Origin of the sequence: Moraxella boevrei DSM 14165 (genome assembly GCF_000379845.1) — a bacterium.
GTDB classification, from domain to species: domain Bacteria; phylum Pseudomonadota; class Gammaproteobacteria; order Pseudomonadales; family Moraxellaceae; genus Faucicola; species Faucicola boevrei.
On sequence record NZ_KB903776.1, the window covers coordinates 1 to 22193 of the forward strand.

Below are 22193 nucleotides of genomic sequence, written 5' to 3' on the forward strand. Positions count from 1 at the left end.
TTCCTGTTTTGGTGTTTCGGCTACAGGTGGCTTAGCAGGGTCTTCCTGTTTTGGTGTTTCGGCTACAGGTGGCTCGGTAGGATTTTCCTGTTTTGGTGTTTCGGTTACAGGTGGCTCGGTAGGATTTTCCTGTTTTGGTGTTTCGGTTACAGGTGGCTCGGTAGGATTTTCCTGTTTTGGTGTTTTGGTTACAGGTGGTTTTATTGGGCTTACTGTGTCTCTGCCACCACTTACGGCAGTCGCCACACCAATTGCACTTAAACCACCGAACATCCAAGGCAATGCAGATTGACTACCTGTAGCGATATTCGTCCACCAAGCTACGGGTGCTTCGTGGCTTAGGGTTTGTACGGTCATTTGCGTCGTAGGATGACTGTTCACAGAGGTGTAGGTTTGGTAGCGATCACCCGATAAGCCAACTAACTCGGCATTTTGCTGATAATAATCTTGTACGATTAAGTCTACGTGTTCACCATTTAATGAAATGTGCAAGTCTTGATTAACTTTTTTGGTGTGGATTTGTTTTGGTACTTGCTTAGTTTGCCCGTCAAGCAGTTCAATATGGTTGTTCGCTGTGGCTTTTATGGTATAAGTTTGTGAATTGGTTGGAGTTAGTTGAAATTGTTGTGTCGCGTGTTGTGGCTTGTGGATTTTGATAAGAATGTTATTCATAAAGTTACCCTTTGCTAGCTTATAATCATCAATATTTATTATAAGCTTTCCTTAAAAATATGCAAATAAAAACGGCATAATTGGTTGTTTATGCCGTTTAGTGGTTTTTTAATTGGTTTTATTGCCAAAAAAGTTCAGCTAAAATAAAATAATTTAATCAAAAATCTTGCCTACATTCAGCACATTGTTCGGGTCAAACACCGCTTTTACGCCTTTCATATAGGCGATTTCATCATCAGGCCGAGTGTGGTTCAAGTAGGGTTTTTTGGTCATACCAACGCCATGCTCTGCTGAGATTGAGCCGTTGTATTTTTTAACGGTATCAAAGACGTAGTTATTGACGATTTTACATTTGTCAAAAAACGCATCCTTAGTCAGATTTTCAGGTTTTAAAATGTTCAAATGTAAATTACCATCACCAATATGCCCAAACCAACAGACTTCAAAATCAGGATAATTATCCGACACGATTTTATCAATTTCGCGAATAAAATCAGGGACGTGCGTGATTAGAACCGATAAGTCATTTTTATAAGGCGTAAAATGGCTTATGGTTTCAGAAATATATTCACGCAGTTTCCACAACTCTTCAGCTTGCGACAGCGACTGGCTCATCACGCCGTCCACCACCCAGCCATATTCCATACAATGCTCAAATACCGCCATGGCTTCGTCCATAATCGGTTCATACGGTGCTTCAAATTCCAATAAGGCATAAAACGGACAATCGCTTTCAAAAGGACGCACGACTTTGTCTGCCTGTAATAATTTATCCATCGCCACTTTATCAAAAAATTCAAAAGCGGTTAAATCAATTTTGGCTTGGAAAGCTGACAGCGTGTGCATGATATCAGCAAATTTATCCACACCAAGCACCATGACTGTCAGATTTTTTGGTTGACGTTCTAGCTTGATTTGAGCCTTGGTAACGATGCCAAGCGTACCCTCTGAGCCAATCAATAAATGGCGAAAATCATAACCCGTATTATTTTTCATCATGCCTTTATTGAGTTCCAAAATTTCACCTTTACCCGTAACCACGGTTAAGCCAAGCACCCAGTTACGGGTCATGCCATAACGGATAACCTTGATACCACCTGCGTTTGTGCCAATGTTGCCACCGATTTGGCTAGAGCCACTTGATGCAAAATCCACAGGATAGTATAGTCCTTGTTCTTCGGCAAAATGTTGCAAATTTTTGGTAATGACGCCTGCTTCAACTTCTACCATGCGGTCTGCAGGATAAAAATTTAAAATTTTGTTCATTTTGTCTAGACTGACGACCACTTCGCCGTTACTCGCCACTGCTCCTGCTGATAGACCAGTCCGTCCACCACTTGGGGTGATGACAAGGTTTAATTCGTTGCAAAGTTGGACGATTTGTTGCACTTGTTCGGTGGATTTTGGAAAGACAATGACGCAGGGATTCGGTTCAAAATGTTTGGTTTGGTCTTTGCCAAAAAATTCTAAATCTTCGTCTTGGGTTTTGAATTGATTGGGTTCAAAGCCTTGATTAGTCAGGGTTTGGACAAAGTTGGCTGTTTGTGTCATAACATTTCCTTTGATATAGCTGTAAATGCGTTTCATTATAAAACAAATTTTTTTGCTTGGGGGATTTTTTTATAAAAAATATGCTGGAATGTTTGGATTAATTTTCGCAAAAACTATGCTGATAGTTGCCATACAACAATTTTTACACAACCCACAAGCGGTATAGGTTCAAGCCTATCTTAAACCTGTGATTATTGATGATAAAAAAAGCAAGTGTGGGTGAGTTATGATTTTTCTCTCAAAATGTTGGCAAAATTTGATTAAATTTTAATGAAACCCAAAAAAGGCGGTATCCGCTGTTTAAAAGGTTCGGTAAAAACAGCAATGGTTGCCGATGTTGATGAAATGAATGGTGTGATTTGCAAACAGATATTTTAGTCAATTGATAAGTAAAAGGAATAATGATAGCAACTTTATTCATCATAAAATGAAAAAATTACGCCCAAAAAATATTTTAAATATGCTATGATAAATTCACTTGCTAACTTATCCCTGTTTTAAGGAAAAATTATGGCTGATTTATCACTCGGTAAAGACAAAATCAAATTTTTAATGCTAGAAGGCTTGCACGCAAATGCCTTTAAAGTCTTAGCGGACGCAGGCTATACCAACGTTGAGAACATCTCAACCGCCCTAGAGGAAGACGAACTGATTGAAAAAATCAAAGACGCTCACTTTATCGGTATTCGTTCACGCACGCAATTAACTCGCAATGTGCTTGAAAAAGCGGAAAAACTGGTCGCTATCGGTTGTTTTTGTATTGGCACTAACCAAGTGGATCTAGACGCTGCCAGAGAGCTAGGCATTCCTGTGTTTAACGCCCCATATTCTAACACCCGCTCGGTGGCGGAATTGGTGATTGCTGAAATTATCATGCTCATGCGTGGCATTCCAGAAAAAAATGCGGTCGTGCATCGTGGTGGCTGGGGCAAATCTGCTAAAGACAGCTATGAAGTGCGTGGCAAAACGCTTGGTATTGTTGGCTACGGCTCAATCGGTTCGCAATTATCTGTTTTGGCAGAAAATATGGGCATGAAGGTCATTTATCATGATGCTGTTACTAAATTACCGATGGGTAATGCTCGTCAAGTGGCAAATTTGGACGAATTATTGGCAAATGCGGATGTGGTAACACTTCATGTACCAGACTTACCAGAAACTCGTAATATGATTGGCAAAAACGAACTTGCCAAGATGAAAGCAAAATCACACCTAATCAACGCTGCTCGTGGTAAATGTGTGGTGATTGATGATTTAGCGGAAGCGTTAAAATCAGGGCATATTATTGGGGCTGCATTGGACGTATTTCCTAAAGAACCAAAATCTGCTGATGAAGAATTTGAGTCGCCCCTTCGTGCTTTTGACAATGTAATTTTAACCCCACACATTGGTGGTTCGACCCAAGAAGCCCAAGCCAACATCGGGCTTGAAGTTGCGGAAAAATTCGTGCGTTATTCGGACGTGGGTGACACGCTCTCGGCGGTCAATTTTCCGAACGTTACCGTACCATTCAAAGACGGTACGCACCGCTTACTACACATTCACAAAAATGTGGCGGGCGTGTTGTCACAAATTAACAAATCATTTGCTGAAGCCAACATTAATATTTTGGCACAAAGCCTAATGACAGAAGGCAATGTTGGTTACTTGGTGATGGATGTGGATGATGATGATTCTGATAAAGCGTTAGAGCGTCTAAAAGCCGTACCTGAAACGATTAAAGTGCGAGTGTTGTTCTAACGATTAGCACATTTAAGCCATTGATTTTTAAGAAGACTTATTGTAAAGTTGCAGTAAGTCTTTTTTATGGAAAATAACCATGCCAAATCCTATTCAGCAAAGAATTATTTCATTATCTCGTGGCACGCTTGAACTCACTTACCAAACAAAAGCCGATTATCAGCTTGATGATTTGCTCGGTTTTGCCGAACGTATTAACCCAAAACGGGCGTTTTTATTCGTGTCAAAAGTGCTAGGACGGCACATTCCTGTCGCCCCAAGTCAGATACGACAAGCATTCCGTCAGCTTGCTGAGCAAATTCCTGACGGCTTGCCTGAGCCGATTTTAGTGTTTGGTATGGCGGAAACGGCGGTTGGACTATCAGCAGGTGTGCATCAAATCTTGCAACAACGCTATCCGAATGCAATTTTATTAAATTCCACTCGCCACGCCCAAGACGGTGAGTTGTTGGCGACTTTTAGCGAAGACCACAGCCATGCTAGTCAACATTTGATTTACCAAAGTGATAATCCATTGATAAAAGAGCAAATTTTATCAGCCAAAACCTTGATTATGGTCGATGATGAAGCATCTACAGGTAAAACCTGCCAAAATCTAGTAAACGCCTTAATACAAGCAGGATTAAACCAATTACAACAAGTGCATTTGGCAACATTGGTGGATTGGTCGCTAGGGAAAGTTGGTAAAAATCCATTTAAAAATCAAACATTTAATCGCCATCATCTGCTATCAGGACAATGGACTTGGACGGACAAACCACACGATAAAACCATACAAATGCCAAATGTCGCTACTACCAAAGCAGGTAGTCAGCCATTATTACCAACGGGGAATTGGGGACGAAAACCAACTTTAAATAGTAGCGAATTTTTACCAAATTTATTAGAAAACCTATATAAAAAGTTAGAAAATTTTGATAAATCTCAGCTAAAAAATGTGCTGGTATTGGGTAGTAATGAGTTTGTTTGGTTACCGTTTTTGTTGGCAGAACGATTGGCAAACGATTGGCAAATTAACGTCAAATTTTCCGCTTTAACTCGTTCGCCAATCGTCATTGATAATCAAACAGCTATAAAATCTGTATTAAGTTTTACCGATAATTATGGCTTGGGTATGACGAATTTTGTGTATAACGTTGAGCCTGATGCGTGGGGTTTAATAGTGCTATGTATCGAAACGCCGAGCGACAGCGTGGATAAAATTTGGCAAGATTTGGTAGAGCAGGGGAAAGTGTTGGTGTTGGATTAACCAAACGCAAATCCCACCAAATCCACCTTTTTTCCTACCCAAATTTCAAACGCCAATGCCCCTTGATGAATGAGCATACCCAAACCGTTAGACATTTTGGCATTTTTTTGTGCAAAAAAATCCAAAAAAGCAGACGGCTTGCCATACATCATGTCATAGGCAAAATCAGCGGTTAAATCATCGCTAAATGGCAAAGTTTCACCGCTTAAGCCAATAGAAGTTGCGTTAATTATCACGTCAAAATGCCCTGAAATATCGGTTAAATTTGACACAGTGATTTTAGGATTATTAAATAATTTGACAAGATTTTCCGCTTTTTCAAGCGTGCGATTGGCGATGTGTAAACGTTGAATGTTTGCATTTAACAAGGGTAAAATCGCCCCCCGAGTTGCCCCACCTGCTCCCAAAATTAGAATTTTTTTATCCGTTAAATCAATGCCTTGTGAAATCAAATCTGCAACCAATCCCCGTCCGTCCGTATTGTCACCAAACAGTTTGCCGTCTTTGATAGCCAGCGTGTTGACCGCCCCTGCGACTTTGGCAACATCGGACAATTCACCCACCATTTGGCAAAGTTCAAACGCCATTTCTTTAAACGGTACGGTAACGTTTGCCCCATGTCCGCCACCGTGAAAAAACGCCGATACCACTGCGATAAAGCTTTCCCAGTCATTTGGGCAAAATTGTCGCTGATATTGAATGGTTATGCCGATTTTTTGGGCAAATTTTTGGTGCAACTCGGGGGATTTGCTGTGAGTGATTGGGTTACCGATGACGATAAAATGTTGACTGTTGGGCGTGGCAAATTGCCAAGTATGTTGGTTAAGTGTGTCAAGTTTGGGTGGATTTTGCATAAGATTACCTAAAATATTATATTCATAAAAAATTGCCAAAATATCAGTAAAAATAAACCAAACAAGGTGAATAAATACCAATTTTTCAACTTATGATTAAAGTCATCTTTTGCCAATTTTTTAAATAAAAACATTTGAAATATCAATAAGATAATGGATAAAATAAATAATGTAAAAATACAGCGAATGGTTTTGGAAAAAATAATATTTTGTTGATAAGCATTATTTACATATTGGATAACCGACTGATTTTTATTGATAAAAACGGCTTTTTGTAAATTGGCAAATGTACCTTTTTCATGGCTATCTTTGCTATCGTACAACACAATATTGGTTGCATAAATCGGTTTGTTAAGACAAACTTTATAAATAGTTGGGTCTTTTTGGCAATTAATTAAATAAATCATGTCCAAATCGTTAGCATTAATGGCTAAATAAGGTTGATTTTTAGCGTAAATAACTGCTGTCGCTTGAGCATCATTGAGTGTTATTTGTTGGGTGGAATTGACAGTTTCAAAATACCAACCGCCTGCCAACATAAAGCTAACAGCAAAAATCATCACAAGGCGGTTTTTTAAAGTGGTCATATTTTACCGATTAACAGCACAGATAAAAGTACACAAGTTTGTTATAATACCGCATTTCTTAGCATTTAAAAAGCCAATCTTTGCACAATTTTAACGATTATGACCCAACAACATTCACCGAAAAATGCACCGATTTGGTACGATTTGACCGAGCATTTAACCCACGATCTTACCAATCATCAACCCTTAACCGCCATTGATATCAACGAGCGAGTGATTGCCTATGGCGATGGTTTTTTTAGCACCATGGCGGTGGTGAATGGTGAGGTTAACTGGTTACATTATCATCAAAAACGCTGTGAAATCAGTGCGAAAAACCTACAACTAAAGATAAATTTAACCTTTATTATCAATCAGTTATGTTATTTTGCCAAACAAATTAAGCATGGTATGCTAAAACTCGTCATTTGTCGGCAAAATCAAGCAGTGCGTGGTTACGGTTTTATCAATACTAATGCCCATGTGTGGCTAAAAGTCATGCCAAGCGAACTGCCGACCGTCCAAGCTATGGCTCAACAGGTAATTGTGCAACCGTATGCCGACAGTCGCTGTCTGTCGCAACAAATTCCTGTGCTACCGCCTAATTTAGCAGGTCTAAAACTGCTCAATGCCCAAGCCCAAGCCCTTGCTCATGCGGAATTGTTGGCGTATCAACGCTATCAGCCGAGTTTGATTGACGGTTTGGTAAAAGATATGTGCGGAAATTGGGTAGAAGGTACGTTTTGTAATGTATTTTATCAATTAAAAAGCGATAAAATTCAATGGTTTACACCACCTGTTGCGATTTCGGGGGTTAACGGTGTTATGCGACAGGTGTTCATGGATAAAATTAAGCAAAATCAAAAACTTGTCGTAGAACGCCGATTGCAAGATGCGGATTTTAACGATTTATCAGCGATGTTTTTTTGTAATGCGGTGCGTGGCGTGATACCGATTGAGCGGTTTTATTTGACAGATGAAAGGATTTTGTCGTTAGATTTGCCAAATTTTGAGCGGTTTTTGGGCTAATCTTGTGGAGATTTTTGCCAAAAGTTAACCAAAATCCAATTGCTATTTTTGCGTTGCCGTGTCATTATTTGCGTTAAGTTTTTACGATTGCCGAGTATGTTATGAGCGAAAATCAGCCAAACCAAAACCCTCAGAATGAAAAAAATAATGAACATTTGTCAATCAGTCAGCCCATTGACAATGCGGTTAAAGTTGAAAATGATAATCAACCAAATCCAGTCATTGAAAATAGCCAACCGATTACACCGACACCAACTACCCCAATGCTGGTTGCAACACCAAAAAAATCCGCCAAAATTTGGATTTTATTGGCAATTTTGCTATTGGCTTTGGCGTTTTTCTGGGCGGTTTATCAGACGGTTTTTAGTCCAATTTCACAAAAAAAACAGATGATGACGGTGGAAAAAGGCGAGACTTATCACGGTTTAATTGACAAATGGTCGACAAAAAATCAAGGTTTTTTTCTCAAGCCGTTGGCAAAATTATATGTGAAAATGCACGTGAAAAAACCGCTCCATTCTGGCATTTACCAACTGCCTGATAATCCAAGTTTTGCCCAAATGCTCAGCGTGTTGCAACAGGGCGAAAAAGTGGCATTTGTCAAAGTGCAAATCATTGAGGGCAAAACTGCCAAAGATTTATACCATGTATTACGTGATAATGACGGTATTCAGACCGAAATCTTGTCGGATAATCTGTTAACACCGCAAGATTTGGGCGTGAATTTGCCCGAAAAATACGCCCCCAATGGCAATATGGAAGGTTGGTTTTCGCCTGATACTTATTATTTTACCGAAGGCAGTAGCGACAAAAAAGTGTTGGCGGATTTGTTTAACCGTCAGTACACGGCGTTGATGAAAGCGTGGGAAAAACGCCAAGCGGATTTGCCGTATGCCACGCCGTATGAAGCCTTAATTATGGCATCCATTATTGAAAAAGAAACGAGCGTGGCGAGTGAGCGTGGTGAGGTGGCAGGTGTGTTTGTCAATCGTTTGCGTAAAAAAATGCGACTACAAACCGACCCAACGGTGATTTATGGCATGGGCGAGCGATATGACGGTAATATTCGCAAAGCTGATTTGCAAGAAAAAACCGCTTATAATACGTATCAAATTGATGGGTTGCCACCAACACCGATTGCGTTACCAAGTATTGCATCCATTGAAGCATCGCTAAATCCGAACCAGACCGACTCGCTGTATTTTGTGGCGACAGGTCATGGCGGGCATAAATTTACCAGTAATCTCGCTGACCATAACAAAGCGGTGCAAGCGTATTTAAAAGTCATGCGTGAGAAAAAAGCAAATCAATGATAAGTAAAAATTTTACCCAAACTTTACCCAATGTTTGCTTGATTTTTTAGCAAAAAATATCTTTTGTAAAAGCCATGAATTTGCCAAATAAATTTTGTAAAATACGCTTACATTTTCGTCGGTTTATTTTTGGGCAAGGGTATTATGCGTTCATTTCTTCACTTTTTTAAAAAAAATAATTTACATATGGGGCAGACCAAGCTTAATGCTTGGTTGTCGCTTTATTTTGCCACAGTGTTAAATTATGCCTTGTATGCTAAGGTGTGGCAAGCACATTCGTTTACAGGGGCGAGCCAAGATTGGTTCGTGCTGAGCGTGCCTGTGTTTATTTTTTGTGGCTGTTATTTGATTTTTAGTTTGCTCACTTTACCCGTTGTGCATAAAGTGATTGTGCCATTTTTGTTAATCGTGAGTTCAGCAATTGCGTATAATGCGATTTTTTTTGATGTGCATTTTAACCGAGATATGCTAACTAACGTACTCCAAACTAGTCCTGCAGAAAGTCGGCGATTGATGACTTTGCCTTTTGTGGCGTGGATTATTGGTTTAGGCGTTGTACCTGCAATTTTATATACAAAGGTTAAGGTTTTGTACCGAAAATGGTATCAAGAAGTATTATATCGTTTAGGGTGTGCGGTATTGGCGATATTGGGGATTGGTGCGATTGCGAGTGTTTTTTACCAAGATTATGCTTCATTTGGACGTAATAATTTGGCAGTTAAGCATTTGATTGTACCTAGCAATTTTATCGCTGCGGGTGTGAGCAAATATCGCCAGTATCAAAAAGCTCAAATGCCCTATCAAGTGTTGGATGTCAATGCAAGTCTTGATAAATCTGATAATCAGCGTCAGGTGACGGTAATGATTATTGGTGAAACCACCCGTGCAAATAACTGGGGGCTAAATGGCTATTCACGTCAGACCACCCCTTTGCTTGCCAAACGTGGTGAACAAGTGATTAATTTTAGCCAAGTAAAAAGTTGTAATACATTTACGGCAGGTTCGGTACCATGTATGTTTTCTAGTATGACACGTACTAACTTTAATGTGGATCGTGCTGAAAAACAAGATAATTTATTAGATATCTTACAACGGGTCGGAATTCATGTGGTTTGGTTTAACAATAATAGCGACTGTAAAGGGGTGTGCAAAAATACGCCTTACACCAATGTTACTCAGACAGCAAATCCAAAATTTTGTAAAGATGGAGAGTGTTTGGACAATATTTTGTTACCAGAACTTGATAAGACGTTAGCAGAGGTTGATAAACTGAAAAAAGATACATTTATTGTTTTACACACGATTGGTAGCCATGGTCCAACTTATTACGAGCGTTACACAGATGATTACCGTCAGTTCACGCCAACCTGTGATACAAATCAGATTAATCAGTGTCATAATCAACAATTAGTGAACACTTACGATAATACGATTTTATATGTTGACCAATTTATCAACAACGTGATTGAGCGTTTAGATGCCCATAAAGACTGGAAAAGCTCTGTGGTTTATGTTGCCGACCACGGCGAAAGTTTGGGCGAAAATGGCATTTATCTACATAGTACACCGTATGACATTGCCCCTGAATATCAAACCCACGTTCCCATGATAATGTGGTTTAACCAAGCATGGCAAAACGATAAAACGTTGGATTACAAATGTTTGCAACACAATGCCAAACACCAAAACTATTCCCACGATAATTTATACAGCACCTTATATGCCATGATGGGTTTGAAAAAACAAGGCACCTATCAGGCAGATTTGGATATTTTACACGCTTGTAAAACAAAAGCTTAACTTACTAAAAATTTGGAAAAAATAAAGCATGACCGCAAAATTTATCACCTTTGAAGGCACAGAAGGCGTTGGCAAAACCACGTTAATCAACAATTTAGAGAAAGTCTTAACTGAACGCAGCCTCGATTTTATCCGCACACGTGAACCGGGGGGTAGCCCGTTTGCCGAAGAATTACGCAAAATTTTGATTAATCCAGATATCAAAATGGTGGACGATAGCGAACTTCTGTTGATGTTTTCGTCACGAGCCGACCATGTGGAAAAAACCATTTTACCTGCATTAAATAGTGGGAAATGGGTACTGTGCGACCGTTTTACCGACTCAAGTTTTGCTTATCAAGGGTTTGGGCGTGGACATGGCAATCCGCAAGCCTTGGCAAAAGTGCAGTTTTTGATTGACAACTTTGTGCCAAGATTGCCGGATAGGACAATTTGGCTAGATTTTCCTGTGGTCGAAGGCATGAAACGTGCTAAAAAACGTGGTGATTTAGACCGTTTTGAACAAGAAAATGTCGCATTTTTTGAGCGGACTTATCAAGGTTTTGACTATTTGGCAACGCACCAAGCCGAACGTTTTAAACGAGTAGATGCGGTCGGTGATGAAGTAACCGTATTAAATCGTGTGTTAAAGGTTTTGGATTTACCAATGTTGTAAAAATTTTTTAATTTTTATAAAGAAAAAGGAAACGTTATGTTAAATTTTCACAAAAATTCACTATCAGCCAGCGTGTTAAGTTTGTCATTACTGGTCGGATTGCCAAGCGTTGAAACGCTGTCAACCGCCCATGCTGCGGTCATGGCAACTGATTTTTCAGGCTTGGTAGAACAAGTCGCCCCATCAGTGGCACGGGTGAATGTTACCACCAAAATGTCGCCTGAAGAAATGGCAAAAATCCAAACCGCACTGATGTTACGCCGTTATCTTGGAGCGAGTGTGCCTGATAGCTTACCACCTGCGACCGAGCGTAGTTTTGGTACCGCATTTTTTGTCAGTGCGGACGGCTATATGCTCACCAATTATCATGTGGTGGCAGGTGCAGATACGGTAACGGTGACGCTCAACGACCGCCGAGAGTTAGATGCCAAAGTGATTGGCAGTGATGAACGCACCGATATGGCGGTATTAAAAGTGGAAGGCGTGAATTTTCCTGCGTTGCCAATCGGGGATTCGGAAACATTAAAAGTCGGTGAGCCTGTGTTGGCAATCGGTTCGCCGTTTGGCTTTGATTATTCAGCATCGGCAGGGATTGTCAGTGCCAAATCTCGCAATTTTGCCAAAGACACAAGTGTGCCATTTATCCAAACCGATGTCGCCTTAAATCCCGGTAATTCTGGTGGACCACTCTTTAACCAAAAAGGTGAAGTCGTGGGGGTCAACTCTCGGATTTTTACAGGGACAGGCGGTTATATGGGTCTGTCGTTTTCCATTCCGATGGACGTGGCGATGGATGTCTATCAACAAATTCGTGGCACAGGCAAAGTCTCTCGTGCGTATTTGGGTGTGTTTCCGCAAGACATTGACCGTAATTTAGCCGATGCGTATGGCTTAAACCGCTTGGCAGGGGCGTTGATTACCCGTGTGTCGCCCAATTCACCTGCCGAGCAAGCAGGGCTAAAACCAGGCGATGTGGTGTTGGCATTTAATGGGCGAGATGTGCTAAGTGCAGGCGATTTTAGCAATTTGGTAAGCCGTGCTAAACCCAATGATAATTTTACATTAAAAGTACGACGTCATGGTAATATTGTCAATTTACAAGGCACGTTAACCCAAGCTCCAAGCGACACCAATGCCGATACCTTGCACAAAGACAGTGATGACAACCCTGTACGTTTGGGCTTGCGTTTGCGTGAATTAAGCGTGGAAGAACAACGCTTTTTGCGGGGTAATGGCGTGCTAGTCACCGCAGTTGACCCATTTGGGTTGGCATCCAGTGCAGGCGTGCAAGCAGGCGATGTCGTGGTGCAGTTTCACAACAAAACCATTGAAAGCGTCGAAGACTTTACCAGTGTGACCCACACCTTACCCAAAAAAGGCGTAGTGACCTTGCAAATCATTCGTCAAGGTGTGCCGATGATTATTGGCTTAAGAATTGAATAAGTGTAGGGTTTTTGCTTAAAACTTCGCAACAATTTAACAAAAATTGTTTGATTTAACTTAAAAGATTGCCAGATAGGGGGTGAAAGTTTTATAATAACCCCTTTTATCTGGCTTTTTAGTTTTAGGTTTGTTAACCGATTTTTAATCATTTTTTAACATTATGTAGGCGTTATGTTGGTACATGGGTTTGGCGTGCTTGGGTATGTGATTGCCGTGGTTATGGCGGTTGTCGCATTTCTAAGAACCATGCAAGCCGACCCCATTACCAGCCGATTTGTGGTGTGGTTACAACTGTTGGCGTATTATTTGCGGTATTGGGTGTTGTGGCTGTTTGTTTGGGCAAATTTGCAGTTATTGATTGACAATCACACTTTATATTGGTTGGTGTTGGCGTTGTGTTTGTTGTATATTTATATGACGTGGATTGAGCCAAATCGTTTGCGGATTGTGTATCAAACTATTGATTTAAATAACCATGTAAAGACAAACTTAAACAAAAATTTAAATAACGAATTAATCAATGCTAATCAAAATCCTTTGTTAAAAATTGCCGTGATTGGCGATGTGCATATTGGCATTTTTCACCATAAAAAACAACAAAAACGCTGGATAAAAACCCTAAATCACCTAGATGTGGATGCGGTGCTATTTACAGGCGATTGGTTGTATCACGCAGGGGCGGATTTGGTTGGGACGATGATGCTATTTCGTGCTATTAATAAGCCGTGTTACACCACGTTGAGCCAAACTGATAGCGAGCAACAAGGCAAATTTGCCGATATTATTCCAAATGTTAACTTAACAGATGTATTAGATATACTAAACGTCCAAACGTTAAATAACCAACTTACCGTGATAAATGGTGTTACCGTTATCGGTTTAAGCCCTGAACATCCAACTCAAAAAAATAATAAGACTGCGATTTATCAATGGCTTGACAAAAATCCCAACAAGCCAAACGTGATACTCACCCACGATATCAAAACTTGCCAAGCCAATCCGCAATTTGTCAATAAATTAACCGAAAAAAGTTTGGTTATCGCAGGACAAACCCACGGCGGGCAAGTCAGTTTACCGATGATTACCAAAAAAATGGTGCGTGCCATGACAGGTAGTCGGTATTTGTCGGGTTATTATCCAGTTTATTCAAATCATCAAACAATCAAAACCATAAAATCTAATCTATCAAAACCTAATTTGCAAAAACGTTGCTATCATGTTTGGATTAACACAGGGGTGGGAATGACAGGCTTGCCATTTCGTTTGAATTGTCCGCCACAGATTGATGTGTTAACACTGCGATAATTTTTTTGAGACAATTTGCAAAAATTATCAAAGCGGTGGTGTCTGACAGCTAAATTTTGTGTTACACTAGCCATTATTTTTTAAAAACGAAAGGTAGGACAATGACAACAATACAAGATAGATTACAAGGCTCTATGACGGCGATTGTCACACCTATGCACAGCTATGGTGAGGTGGATTGGCAGTCATTGGCAAATCTGATTGATTGGCAAATTGAACAAGGCACAGACGTGTTGGTAACGGTCGGCACGACAGGCGAGTCTGCTACACTCTCCATGCAGGAACACGCTGATGTGATGGCATTTTCGGTAAAGCAAGTTAACGGACGTGTGCCAGTCATCGCAGGGACAGGGGCGAATAACACCGCTGAAGCCATTGAGTTAACCCAAGATGCCAAGCGTGCAGGGGCGGATGCGGTGTTACTCGTTGCACCGTATTATAATAAACCGACCCAAGAAGGATTGTATCAACATTATAAAAAAATCGCCGAAAGTGTGGATATTCCCCAAGTATTGTATAACGTCCCAGGGCGTACCGTGATAGATATTCAGCAAAGCACGGTGGAACGCCTTGCCGATATTGACAACATCGTGGCGATTAAAGATGCCACAGGTGACCTAGAGCGTGGGGCAAAATTAATTGAAGCGGTACAAGGTCGGTTAACCGTCCTATCAGGTGATGATGCCACAGCGATTGAGCTGGTGCGGTTGGGGGCAAAAGGCAATATTTCAGTAACGGCAAATATAGCCCCAAAAATTATGAGCCAAATTTTTGCCCATGCGTTAAAAGGTGAGTTTGACCAAGCCAATGCCTTAAACCAACAAATCGCCCATTTACATCAAGATTTATTTATTGAAAGTAGCCCAATGCCTGTCAAATATGCCTTGTATAAAATGGGACGGATTGAGCAAGGTATTCGCTTGCCATTGACATGGTTGTCAAGTCAATATCATTCAGTAATAGATGACGCATTGGCAAAAGCAAACTTAATTTAATATTAACTTTTATTAAAAAGAGTAGTTATGAAATTGACAAAAAAAATCGCAGTATGGGCAGTTGTAAGCGTGCTAAGCGTGGTTGTATCAGGGTGTTCTACCTTTAGAAACAACGTGGGTGATAATTCATTGGATTATCAAAATACCAAATTATTAGACCCAATCCAACTACCTGCAAATGCCCAAACTCAAGCTTTTACGCCATTGTATCAACTGCCATCATCGGGGCAAAATACCTTGATGCTCGAGAATGAAAAAGGCAAACGTTTTGAAATGCCTGCACCGATTAGCACGGTGAAATAATTAATCTTTATTAAATATTTTTATAAGGAAAAATCATGCAACGACAACAACTTCTTTATACAGGTAAAGCCAAATCTGTGTATGAGACCGAAAATCCTGATTACCTCATCATGCACTTTCGTGATGATACGTCTGCATTTAATGGCGAACGTATTGAACAGCTTGACCGCAAAGGCAAAGTGAATAACCGTTTTAATGCCTTTATTATGCAAAAATTGGCAGAAGCAGGGATTGAAACCCACTTTGAGCAACAATTAAGCGAAGATGAGGTATTGGTAAAACGCCTAAAAATGGTACCTGTAGAATGCGTCGTGCGTAACTATGCCGCAGGTAGTATCGTTCGTCGTTTGGGCTTAACCGAAGGGCAAGCGTTAAACCCGCCAACTTTTGAATTGTTTTACAAAGATGATGGTTTGGGCGACCCACTCGTCAACGAAAGTTTGTCAATTTCACTTGGTTGGGCGACTCAAACACAGCTTGACGAAATGAAAAAATTAACCTATCAAGTGAACGATGTGTTGTCAAACATGTTTGATAAAGCAGGGTTGATGTTGGTAGATTTTAAATTAGAATTTGGCGTGTTCAAAGACCGCATTGTACTTGGCGATGAGTTTTCGCCAGACGGCTGTCGTGTTTGGGACAAAGAAACTAAGAAAAAACTAGACAAAGACCGCTTTCGTCAAGGGTTGGGTGATGTGGTGGAAGGTTATGAAGAAGTGGCAAAACGCTTGGGCGTGCCATTGGATTAATGTTGCGATTAATTTACCAAGATATTGATAAAAACTAAAAAGCTGACAGTTGTCGGCTTTTTTAATTGTAGTAAATTTAATTCAAAATATAACAACTTTCTTCGTTCGTGGTGAGCTTGTCGAACCATGACGGTTCTTGCGAAACTGTGTTTCTCACTTTTCACAGGCTCAGCGTCATTGGTTTCCGTATCAGAAGTTAAGCAGATGTTCGGTGGTTATTTGCGTAGGTTGTGGTTGTTTGCGTAGGTTTTTGGGTGGTTTTGTGATGCACAATGTCGCTGTATGTCCATGTTTGCAAGCTTTGCATAAATGGTTGCTCGCCACGTTTAACATTGCCAATCGAATTGATAAAAAATCGTAATGGGGTAAAAAATTTATTTTTGTGAAAAAATCCACTACATTTTTTGGGTAAAATTGTGCTAAACTAAGGAAGTTTTTTAACCAAACTTTTAGCCAATAACTATTTTAATCAATAGGATGACATTATGTACAAAAATCTTTCAATCCATACCTACGATCTAGAGCTTGCCAAAGCCATGGACGCTGAGACTACTCGCCAAGAATCACACATTGAGCTGATTGCTTCAGAGAATTACTGCTCGCCTGCGGTCATGGAAGCCCAAGGTTCTGACCTAACGAACAAATATGCCGAAGGCTATCCAAATAAACGCTACTATGGTGGTTGTGAACACGTGGACGTGGTAGAACAGCTTGCCATTGACCGTGCCAAAGAGCTTTTTGGGGCAGATTATGCCAATGTACAGCCACATTCAGGCTCTAATGCGAACAGTGCGGTGTATTTGGCGTTATTAGAAGCAGGCGATACCGTGCTTGGTATGAGTCTTGCTCATGGTGGTCACTTAACCCATGGTGCGAGTGTGTCATTCTCGGGCAAAACCTACAATGCCGTGCATTATGGCATTGATGACAATGGCTTGATTGACTATGATGAAGTTGAACGGCTTGCCAAAGAACATAAGCCAAAAATGATTATTGCAGGTTTTTCGGCTTATTCGCAAGTCATTGATTGGCAAAAATTCCGTGACATTGCTGACAGCGTGGGTGCGTATTTGATGGTAGATATGGCACATGTGGCAGGTCTTGTGGCAGCAGGTGTGTATCCAAACCCTGTGCAAATTGCAGACGTAACCACCACCACCACGCACAAAACCTTGCGTGGCCCACGTTCAGGCTTGATTTTAGCCAAGAAAAATGAAGAAATTGAGAAAAAATTAAATTCAGCCGTATTCCCCGGCACCCAAGGCGGTCCACTCATGCATGCCATCGCCGCCAAAGCTGTATGCTTTAAAGAAGCGATGAGCGATGACTACAAAGCTTACCAACACCAAGTTGTTAAAAACGCCAAAGCCATGGCGGAGGTTATCATCGCTCGTGGCTATGAGGTGGTATCAGGCGGTACGGAAAATCACCTAATGCTCATCAGCCTAATCAAGCAAGAAATCACAGGTAAAGAAGCTGACAAATGGCTTGGCGATGCACACATCACCGTCAATAAAAACTCAGTACCAAACGACCCAAAATCTCCGTTTGTTACGTCGGGCATCCGCATTGGTACGCCTGCAGTGACCACGCGTGGCTTTAAAGAAGAGCAAGTGCGTGAATTAGCGGGCTGGATTTGTGATGTATTAGATAGCCGTGGCGATGAAAAAGTGATTGGCGAAGTGCGTGAAAAAGCCAGTGCCCTGTGCAAAGAATATCCTGTGTACGAACGTAATATCGGCATTGATACGAAAGCCCATGAATTGTTTGACAAATTAAATCAGTTCATTGACGAAAAAGCAGGTGAACATGAAATCGTTGCCGTAGCCAAACAAAAAGCCACCGAATTGTACGAAAAAGTAAATAAAATTATCACCAAATAAGTAGCTCAAATGAGATAACTCATTTGGACGTTTATTACCGTATGAAAAAATGCCTAAATTATTGATATCAAAAATAATTTAGGTTTTTTTCGTAACATTGATTTAGCAAGGATTAGGATTATGCTAGCAGGATTAGGATTAATCATCGTCATCGGTTTTATGACCCTTATTATGACACGAAAAGCTTCACCATTTACTGCTTTGGTACTTATACCACTGGTTGTAGGTCTGTTTGCGGCGGTTATGGGTTATGGAGATTTTAGTGCAAATGATATTAGTAAGTTTGCTATTGCAGGCATCACCAGTAACCCTGATTTGGACATTAAAGGGGTTGCAGGTACAGCAATCATGCTATTGTTTGCTATTTTATATTTTGGACTAATGTTAAGTGCAGGACTGTTTAACCCATTAACCACAGCGATTATCAAGTTAGTAAAAGGCGACCCACTGAAGGTGCTTGTCGGTACAGCCATTTTAGCACTGGGTGTTTCTGTAGATGGTGATGGTTCAACCACCACATTGGTTGTTTGCTCAGCGATGATTCCTATCTATAAACGCCTTAATATGAAAATGATGGATTTGGCGGTGCTCATTATTTTGTCTAATCAAATCATGAACTTATTACCATGGGGTGGTCCAACGGCACGTATCATTGCTGCCTTGCGGGTTGATGAAGGGGCATTGATGCGAGCGATTATACCGGGTATGATAATGGCAAGTATTTGGGTGATTGGTGTGGCAATTTGGCGAGGGTTAGCTGAGCGTAAACGTCTAGGTATTCATACAATCGGACAACACGAATTAAACGCTATCATCGCTGACTCCCAAGGCGATATCAGTTTGGTACGCCCAAAGATGGTTTGGTTTAATTTTTTGTTAACTGCTGTTTTAATGACATTACTTATTTTTGGAGGGACATGGTTCATTCCAAAGGTCAGTTCAGCCCTGATTTTTGCTATTGGTATTGCAATCGCTTTTATCGTAAATTACCCCAACCAAAAAGATCAGCGTCAAATCATTGAGTTATATGGCTCATCTGCGGTACAGGTGATTTTTATGGTATTAGCGGCAGGAGTGTTTATGGGTATACTGGCAGGCACAGGAATGAGTAATGCGATGGGGGAAGCCTTGTCTACATGGATTCCTGAGCGTTTTGGTAACCATTGGCCACTCATTGTCGCCCTTGTCTCTGTACCTGGAACGTTTTTCTTAAGTAACGATGCGTTTTATTTAGGGGTATTACCTGTTTTAAACGAGGTTGGTATCAAATATGGATTTACTGCGATGGATATGGCAATTGCCAGTACAGCAGGTCAAGCATTCCATTTGTTAAGTCCATTGGTTGGCTTTATTTATCTGTTACTGAATTTAACAGGGGTAGATATGGGTAAATGGCAAATTCAGTCAGCAAAATGGGCGATTGGCATTTTTGCCTTTTTCTTGGTAGGTATGTTTGTGTTCGGTGGTGTACCGCTTTAAGTGCTTCCCTAAAATTTGTTTAGAATTGATAAAAGCCAAACATATTTGTTTGGCTTTTTGATATTTGGTGCTTTTAAATATGGACTGGTTTTATCTGTCAAAAGTAGAAGAAAAATTAACCGTGGTGGGCTTTATCTAACTCAACCAACGCATTAATCGCCTTATTCATACCGTGCATGGCGATGATGGAAAAACCTTGATTGCCCACCGTTGTCATGGTAAAGCCAATCAGTTATTCGTTGGCAAAGATGACCAAACCATTCGGCAAAATGAAAAATGCCTTGATGTGGCAGGGGAGAGCCAAACGAACGGCACGCCTGTGATTTTGCACCAATGTCATGGCAAACTTAACCAAAAATGGTACAGCGACGGCAAACAATTACGCAACCAATTAACAGGAAAATGCTTAACTGTTAATCAACATAACCGTGTCGTTATCGCAACTTGCCAAAATCAAGTTAATCAGCGGTTTGATTTTTAAGGTTTAATTATCTAACCAACACAGCAACATTGCCACTAGCAAAATAGCAAGTGTGAGCAGTCCAAACCAAACGACCACCGCATGACCGACAGCGATTGCGGTAAAATTTAGCCCAAAACTCAACATTAACAAACTAATTCCTAACGTGTTAAAAGGTTTATTAGCCAAGTTTAACATTGGAAAATGGCGTAAAAGTAACGGTTTTAAGGTTTTTTGATGCCGTGGTTTGGTAAGCATGATTGCCGTTACACCAAGCAATATGAGCAAAAAAATCAAACTTTGCATTATCCCTAAATTCATGAGGTTATCCTTTTGTTTTACTACAATTTTTTGTAAGTGATTTTTGATAAATTTGTAATGCCAAAAAATAGCTAATTGCTAATCCGATAAAAAATAGGTCAAATCCAATAAATAACCAATCGTTATGCTTGATGCTTTGCAACAAGCCTTTGTTGGTGGTAAATGCGTTTAACATAGGCGTGCAGAACGCAACGATAGCGGTGCTTGCCAATAGCCCACGCCATGCCACAGTTGGGCGAACGCAAAACGCAAACAGCGTGGCGATGAGCCATACGATAAAAAATCCGTGAATTTCCCAGTTAGCACGGTTTGCCAAATCGGTGGCTAATAAGCGATTAAACCAAAAAAAACTTAACATCGCCAACGGTAATCCTGCAATCAAGCTAATATTGCTCCGCTGTAGCACAAAAAAACCAAAATGCTGACGGTTTGCCAAATTTTGCCGTTTCACCGTCCACAGTATCAACCCTGTTGCTACCATTGCCGTGCCTAACATCCCTGATAAAAAATATAACCAACGTAATAATGGATTGGCAAATTTGCCTTTGTGTAAACCGACTAACAAGCGATTGGCAGTCGCCCCAGACACATTTGGCGTATGTTTTTCCAACAACTTGCCTGTAGTGCCGTCATAAATGTGAAATTCGGATAACAAGGCGATTTGGTGCATGGGTTTGGCATCAATGATAATTTGACTTTTGTCGGTATTTGGTAAATTTACACTGACTGATGTGATACGATAGTGCGGATTTTGCCAAGTTTTTTCACTTTGGCTTATCAATTTGCCAATATCTACCATGGGGGCGGGTTTGGCAGTTGTTGCGACTTCAGGTTTGACAGGACGAAAGGAATAAATTTGCTGATAAACGGTATGACTGTCAATATTGGCAAAGCGTTCACCATACGGCATATACATCGCAATCAGCGTGACCACGCCTGTAAAGGTAATCATCAAATGAAATGGCAACGGCAGCACCGAAACTAAATTATGGGCATCTAGCCACGAGCGTTGTCCTTTTTTTAGGCGTAAGGTAAAAAGGTCGCTAAAGATTTTTTTATGCACAATGATGCCTGTTATCAGACCGATTAACATCATCATGGAAAAAAAACCCACCAGCCAACGTGCCGTGCGTGGCGACAGATAATGCAAGTCAAAGTGCATCCTATAAAAAAACTCACCGCCTTTACTGTCTTTTATTTCGGTAATTTCTTGTTGCTGTTGATCAAAAAATTTCGGTTTGCCAAAACGGTCATCGGCATTTTTAACGTATTGTTGCGTGAGTGGATAACGCTCGGTCGCAGGATAAATGTACCAACTTTGAGCATTTGGGTAATGGCGTTGCAAACTGCCGATAGCGTGGCTGATAGCTTGATTATCATTGCTGAGTGATTGATAGGAGAGTTCGGGTTTTGTCCAAACGCTGATTTCATCTTTAAAAAAACTCACCGTTCCCATTAAAAACACCACAAACAACAACCAACCTGCCAACACGCCAAACCACGTATGCACGCTTGCCATATGTTGGCGATAGCCTTTTTTGTTGGATTTTTCGTTTGATTTGTGGCTAGATTTGTGATGAGTTTTGGAATTTTTTTGCAAAATTTGATAAGAAAAAACCGCCAAAATCACGGCAGTAAAGGCGACGATACTAGCAATTTGTCCCCAAAAAATCGCAGATAATGGCTGAATTGGTAAATAAATAAAACCAATATCCACCAATACCGCCATGCCATAACCCCCAAAAACTGCCAATAAAATTTGACACAATAAACGAAGATAAAATGATGTTGGGCGTGATTTTTTCATAATAATAAGCAGTTTTATC

Annotated in this window: 19 protein-coding genes and 1 pseudogene; 14 read left to right on the forward strand and 6 right to left on the reverse strand. The window is 40.6% G+C overall.

What is annotated here, in order from left to right; genetic code table 11:
• Positions 1-672: pseudogene (locus tag A3G3_RS13135) on the reverse strand (hypothetical protein); the annotation flags it as partial.
• 153 nt (positions 673-825) lie between these two features.
• On the reverse strand, positions 826-2223 hold the full coding sequence (locus A3G3_RS0103850) for an FAD-binding oxidoreductase (protein WP_019519224.1): 1398 nt from the start codon (positions 2221-2223) through the stop codon (positions 826-828).
• Positions 2224-2730: 507 nt separating this feature from the next.
• Here A3G3_RS0103850 and serA point away from each other — a divergent pair.
• Complete coding sequence (gene serA, locus A3G3_RS0103865) at positions 2731-3963, forward strand: phosphoglycerate dehydrogenase (protein WP_228702711.1); 1233 nt, start codon at positions 2731-2733, stop codon at positions 3961-3963.
• Between the two features lie 79 nt (positions 3964-4042).
• Positions 4043-5212, forward strand: coding sequence for a phosphoribosyltransferase domain-containing protein (locus A3G3_RS0103870; protein WP_019519228.1), 1170 nt, complete (start codon positions 4043-4045; stop codon positions 5210-5212).
• Here the strand turns inward: A3G3_RS0103870 and aroE are convergent.
• Together aroE and A3G3_RS0103880 are read right to left on the reverse strand one after the other, a co-directional pair.
• Positions 5209-6066, reverse strand: coding sequence for a shikimate dehydrogenase (gene aroE / locus A3G3_RS0103875; protein ID WP_019519229.1), 858 nt, complete (start codon positions 6064-6066; stop codon positions 5209-5211). The two genes, A3G3_RS0103870 and aroE, sit on opposite strands and share 4 nt — an antisense overlap.
• A gap of 8 nt (positions 6067-6074) precedes the next feature.
• Complete coding sequence (locus tag A3G3_RS0103880; protein ID WP_019519230.1) at positions 6075-6653, reverse strand: hypothetical protein; 579 nt, start codon at positions 6651-6653, stop codon at positions 6075-6077.
• Between the two features lie 99 nt (positions 6654-6752).
• Here A3G3_RS0103880 and A3G3_RS0103885 point away from each other — a divergent pair, with 99 nt between their 5' ends.
• The 12 genes from A3G3_RS0103885 (at position 6753) to A3G3_RS13140 (ending at position 20067) form a co-directional block, all read left to right on the forward strand.
• On the forward strand, positions 6753-7661 hold the full coding sequence (locus A3G3_RS0103885; protein WP_019519231.1) for an aminotransferase class IV: 909 nt from the start codon (positions 6753-6755) through the stop codon (positions 7659-7661).
• A gap of 101 nt (positions 7662-7762) precedes the next feature.
• Positions 7763-8974, forward strand: coding sequence for an endolytic transglycosylase MltG (gene mltG, locus A3G3_RS0103890; RefSeq protein ID WP_019519232.1), 1212 nt, complete (start codon positions 7763-7765; stop codon positions 8972-8974).
• A 144-nt stretch (positions 8975-9118) separates the two neighbouring features.
• The gene (locus tag A3G3_RS0103895) at positions 9119-10774 is read left to right on the forward strand and encodes a phosphoethanolamine transferase (protein ID WP_019519233.1); all 1656 of its coding nucleotides are present in this window, start codon (positions 9119-9121) and stop codon (positions 10772-10774) included.
• Between the two features lie 28 nt (positions 10775-10802).
• Positions 10803-11429: a dTMP kinase gene (gene tmk / locus A3G3_RS0103900; RefSeq protein WP_019519234.1), complete on the forward strand. Its 627-nt coding sequence runs from the start codon at positions 10803-10805 to the stop codon at positions 11427-11429.
• A gap of 72 nt (positions 11430-11501) precedes the next feature.
• On the forward strand, positions 11502-12872 hold the full coding sequence (locus tag A3G3_RS0103905) for a Do family serine endopeptidase (RefSeq protein WP_026212836.1): 1371 nt from the start codon (positions 11502-11504) through the stop codon (positions 12870-12872).
• Between the two features lie 171 nt (positions 12873-13043).
• Positions 13044-14177 (forward strand): metallophosphoesterase, encoded by a 1134-nt coding sequence (locus A3G3_RS0103910; protein WP_019519236.1) that lies wholly within the window; start codon positions 13044-13046, stop codon positions 14175-14177.
• Between the two features lie 101 nt (positions 14178-14278).
• Complete coding sequence (dapA, locus tag A3G3_RS0103915) at positions 14279-15172, forward strand: 4-hydroxy-tetrahydrodipicolinate synthase (RefSeq protein WP_019519237.1); 894 nt, start codon at positions 14279-14281, stop codon at positions 15170-15172.
• Between the two features lie 27 nt (positions 15173-15199).
• On the forward strand, positions 15200-15475 hold the full coding sequence (locus tag A3G3_RS0103920) for a hypothetical protein (RefSeq protein ID WP_019519238.1): 276 nt from the start codon (positions 15200-15202) through the stop codon (positions 15473-15475).
• Positions 15476-15510: 35 nt separating this feature from the next.
• Positions 15511-16224, forward strand: coding sequence for a phosphoribosylaminoimidazolesuccinocarboxamide synthase (gene purC / locus A3G3_RS0103925; protein WP_019519239.1), 714 nt, complete (start codon positions 15511-15513; stop codon positions 16222-16224).
• 485 nt (positions 16225-16709) lie between these two features.
• Positions 16710-18107: a serine hydroxymethyltransferase gene (gene glyA / locus A3G3_RS0103935; RefSeq protein WP_019519241.1), complete on the forward strand. Its 1398-nt coding sequence runs from the start codon at positions 16710-16712 to the stop codon at positions 18105-18107.
• A gap of 120 nt (positions 18108-18227) precedes the next feature.
• Complete coding sequence (locus tag A3G3_RS0103940) at positions 18228-19586, forward strand: CitMHS family transporter (RefSeq protein WP_019519242.1); 1359 nt, start codon at positions 18228-18230, stop codon at positions 19584-19586.
• Positions 19587-19782: 196 nt separating this feature from the next.
• Positions 19783-20067: a ricin-type beta-trefoil lectin domain protein gene (locus tag A3G3_RS13140; protein ID WP_019519243.1), complete on the forward strand. Its 285-nt coding sequence runs from the start codon at positions 19783-19785 to the stop codon at positions 20065-20067.
• Between the two features lie 3 nt (positions 20068-20070).
• Here A3G3_RS13140 and A3G3_RS0103950 read toward each other — a convergent pair whose 3' ends face one another.
• On the reverse strand, positions 20071-20367 hold the full coding sequence (locus A3G3_RS0103950) for a DUF3325 family protein (protein WP_019519244.1): 297 nt from the start codon (positions 20365-20367) through the stop codon (positions 20071-20073).
• A 4-nt stretch (positions 20368-20371) separates the two neighbouring features.
• Entirely contained in the window at positions 20372-22174 is a 1803-nt protein-coding gene (locus A3G3_RS13145; RefSeq protein WP_019519245.1) for a PepSY-associated TM helix domain-containing protein, read from the reverse strand.
• Between the last annotated feature and the right edge of the window lie 19 nt (positions 22175-22193).

Coding starts and splice junctions, on each gene's coding strand:
- A3G3_RS0103850 (WP_019519224.1), bottom strand. CDS start 2,223: ATGACACAAACAGCCAACTTTGTCCAAACCCTGACTAATCAAGGCTTT.
- A3G3_RS0103870 (WP_019519228.1), top strand. CDS start 4,043: ATGCCAAATCCTATTCAGCAAAGAATTATTTCATTATCTCGTGGCACG.
- aroE (WP_019519229.1), bottom strand. CDS start 6,066: ATGCAAAATCCACCCAAACTTGACACACTTAACCAACATACTTGGCAA.
- A3G3_RS0103880 (WP_019519230.1), bottom strand. CDS start 6,653: ATGACCACTTTAAAAAACCGCCTTGTGATGATTTTTGCTGTTAGCTTT.
- A3G3_RS0103885 (WP_019519231.1), top strand. CDS start 6,753: ATGACCCAACAACATTCACCGAAAAATGCACCGATTTGGTACGATTTG.
- mltG (WP_019519232.1), top strand. CDS start 7,763: ATGAGCGAAAATCAGCCAAACCAAAACCCTCAGAATGAAAAAAATAAT.
- A3G3_RS0103895 (WP_019519233.1), top strand. CDS start 9,119: ATGCGTTCATTTCTTCACTTTTTTAAAAAAAATAATTTACATATGGGG.
- tmk (WP_019519234.1), top strand. CDS start 10,803: ATGACCGCAAAATTTATCACCTTTGAAGGCACAGAAGGCGTTGGCAAA.
- A3G3_RS0103910 (WP_019519236.1), top strand. CDS start 13,044: ATGTTGGTACATGGGTTTGGCGTGCTTGGGTATGTGATTGCCGTGGTT.
- dapA (WP_019519237.1), top strand. CDS start 14,279: ATGACAACAATACAAGATAGATTACAAGGCTCTATGACGGCGATTGTC.
- A3G3_RS0103920 (WP_019519238.1), top strand. CDS start 15,200: ATGAAATTGACAAAAAAAATCGCAGTATGGGCAGTTGTAAGCGTGCTA.
- purC (WP_019519239.1), top strand. CDS start 15,511: ATGCAACGACAACAACTTCTTTATACAGGTAAAGCCAAATCTGTGTAT.
- glyA (WP_019519241.1), top strand. CDS start 16,710: ATGTACAAAAATCTTTCAATCCATACCTACGATCTAGAGCTTGCCAAA.
- A3G3_RS0103940 (WP_019519242.1), top strand. CDS start 18,228: ATGCTAGCAGGATTAGGATTAATCATCGTCATCGGTTTTATGACCCTT.
- A3G3_RS0103950 (WP_019519244.1), bottom strand. CDS start 20,367: ATGAATTTAGGGATAATGCAAAGTTTGATTTTTTTGCTCATATTGCTT.
- A3G3_RS13145 (WP_019519245.1), bottom strand. CDS start 22,174: ATGAAAAAATCACGCCCAACATCATTTTATCTTCGTTTATTGTGTCAA.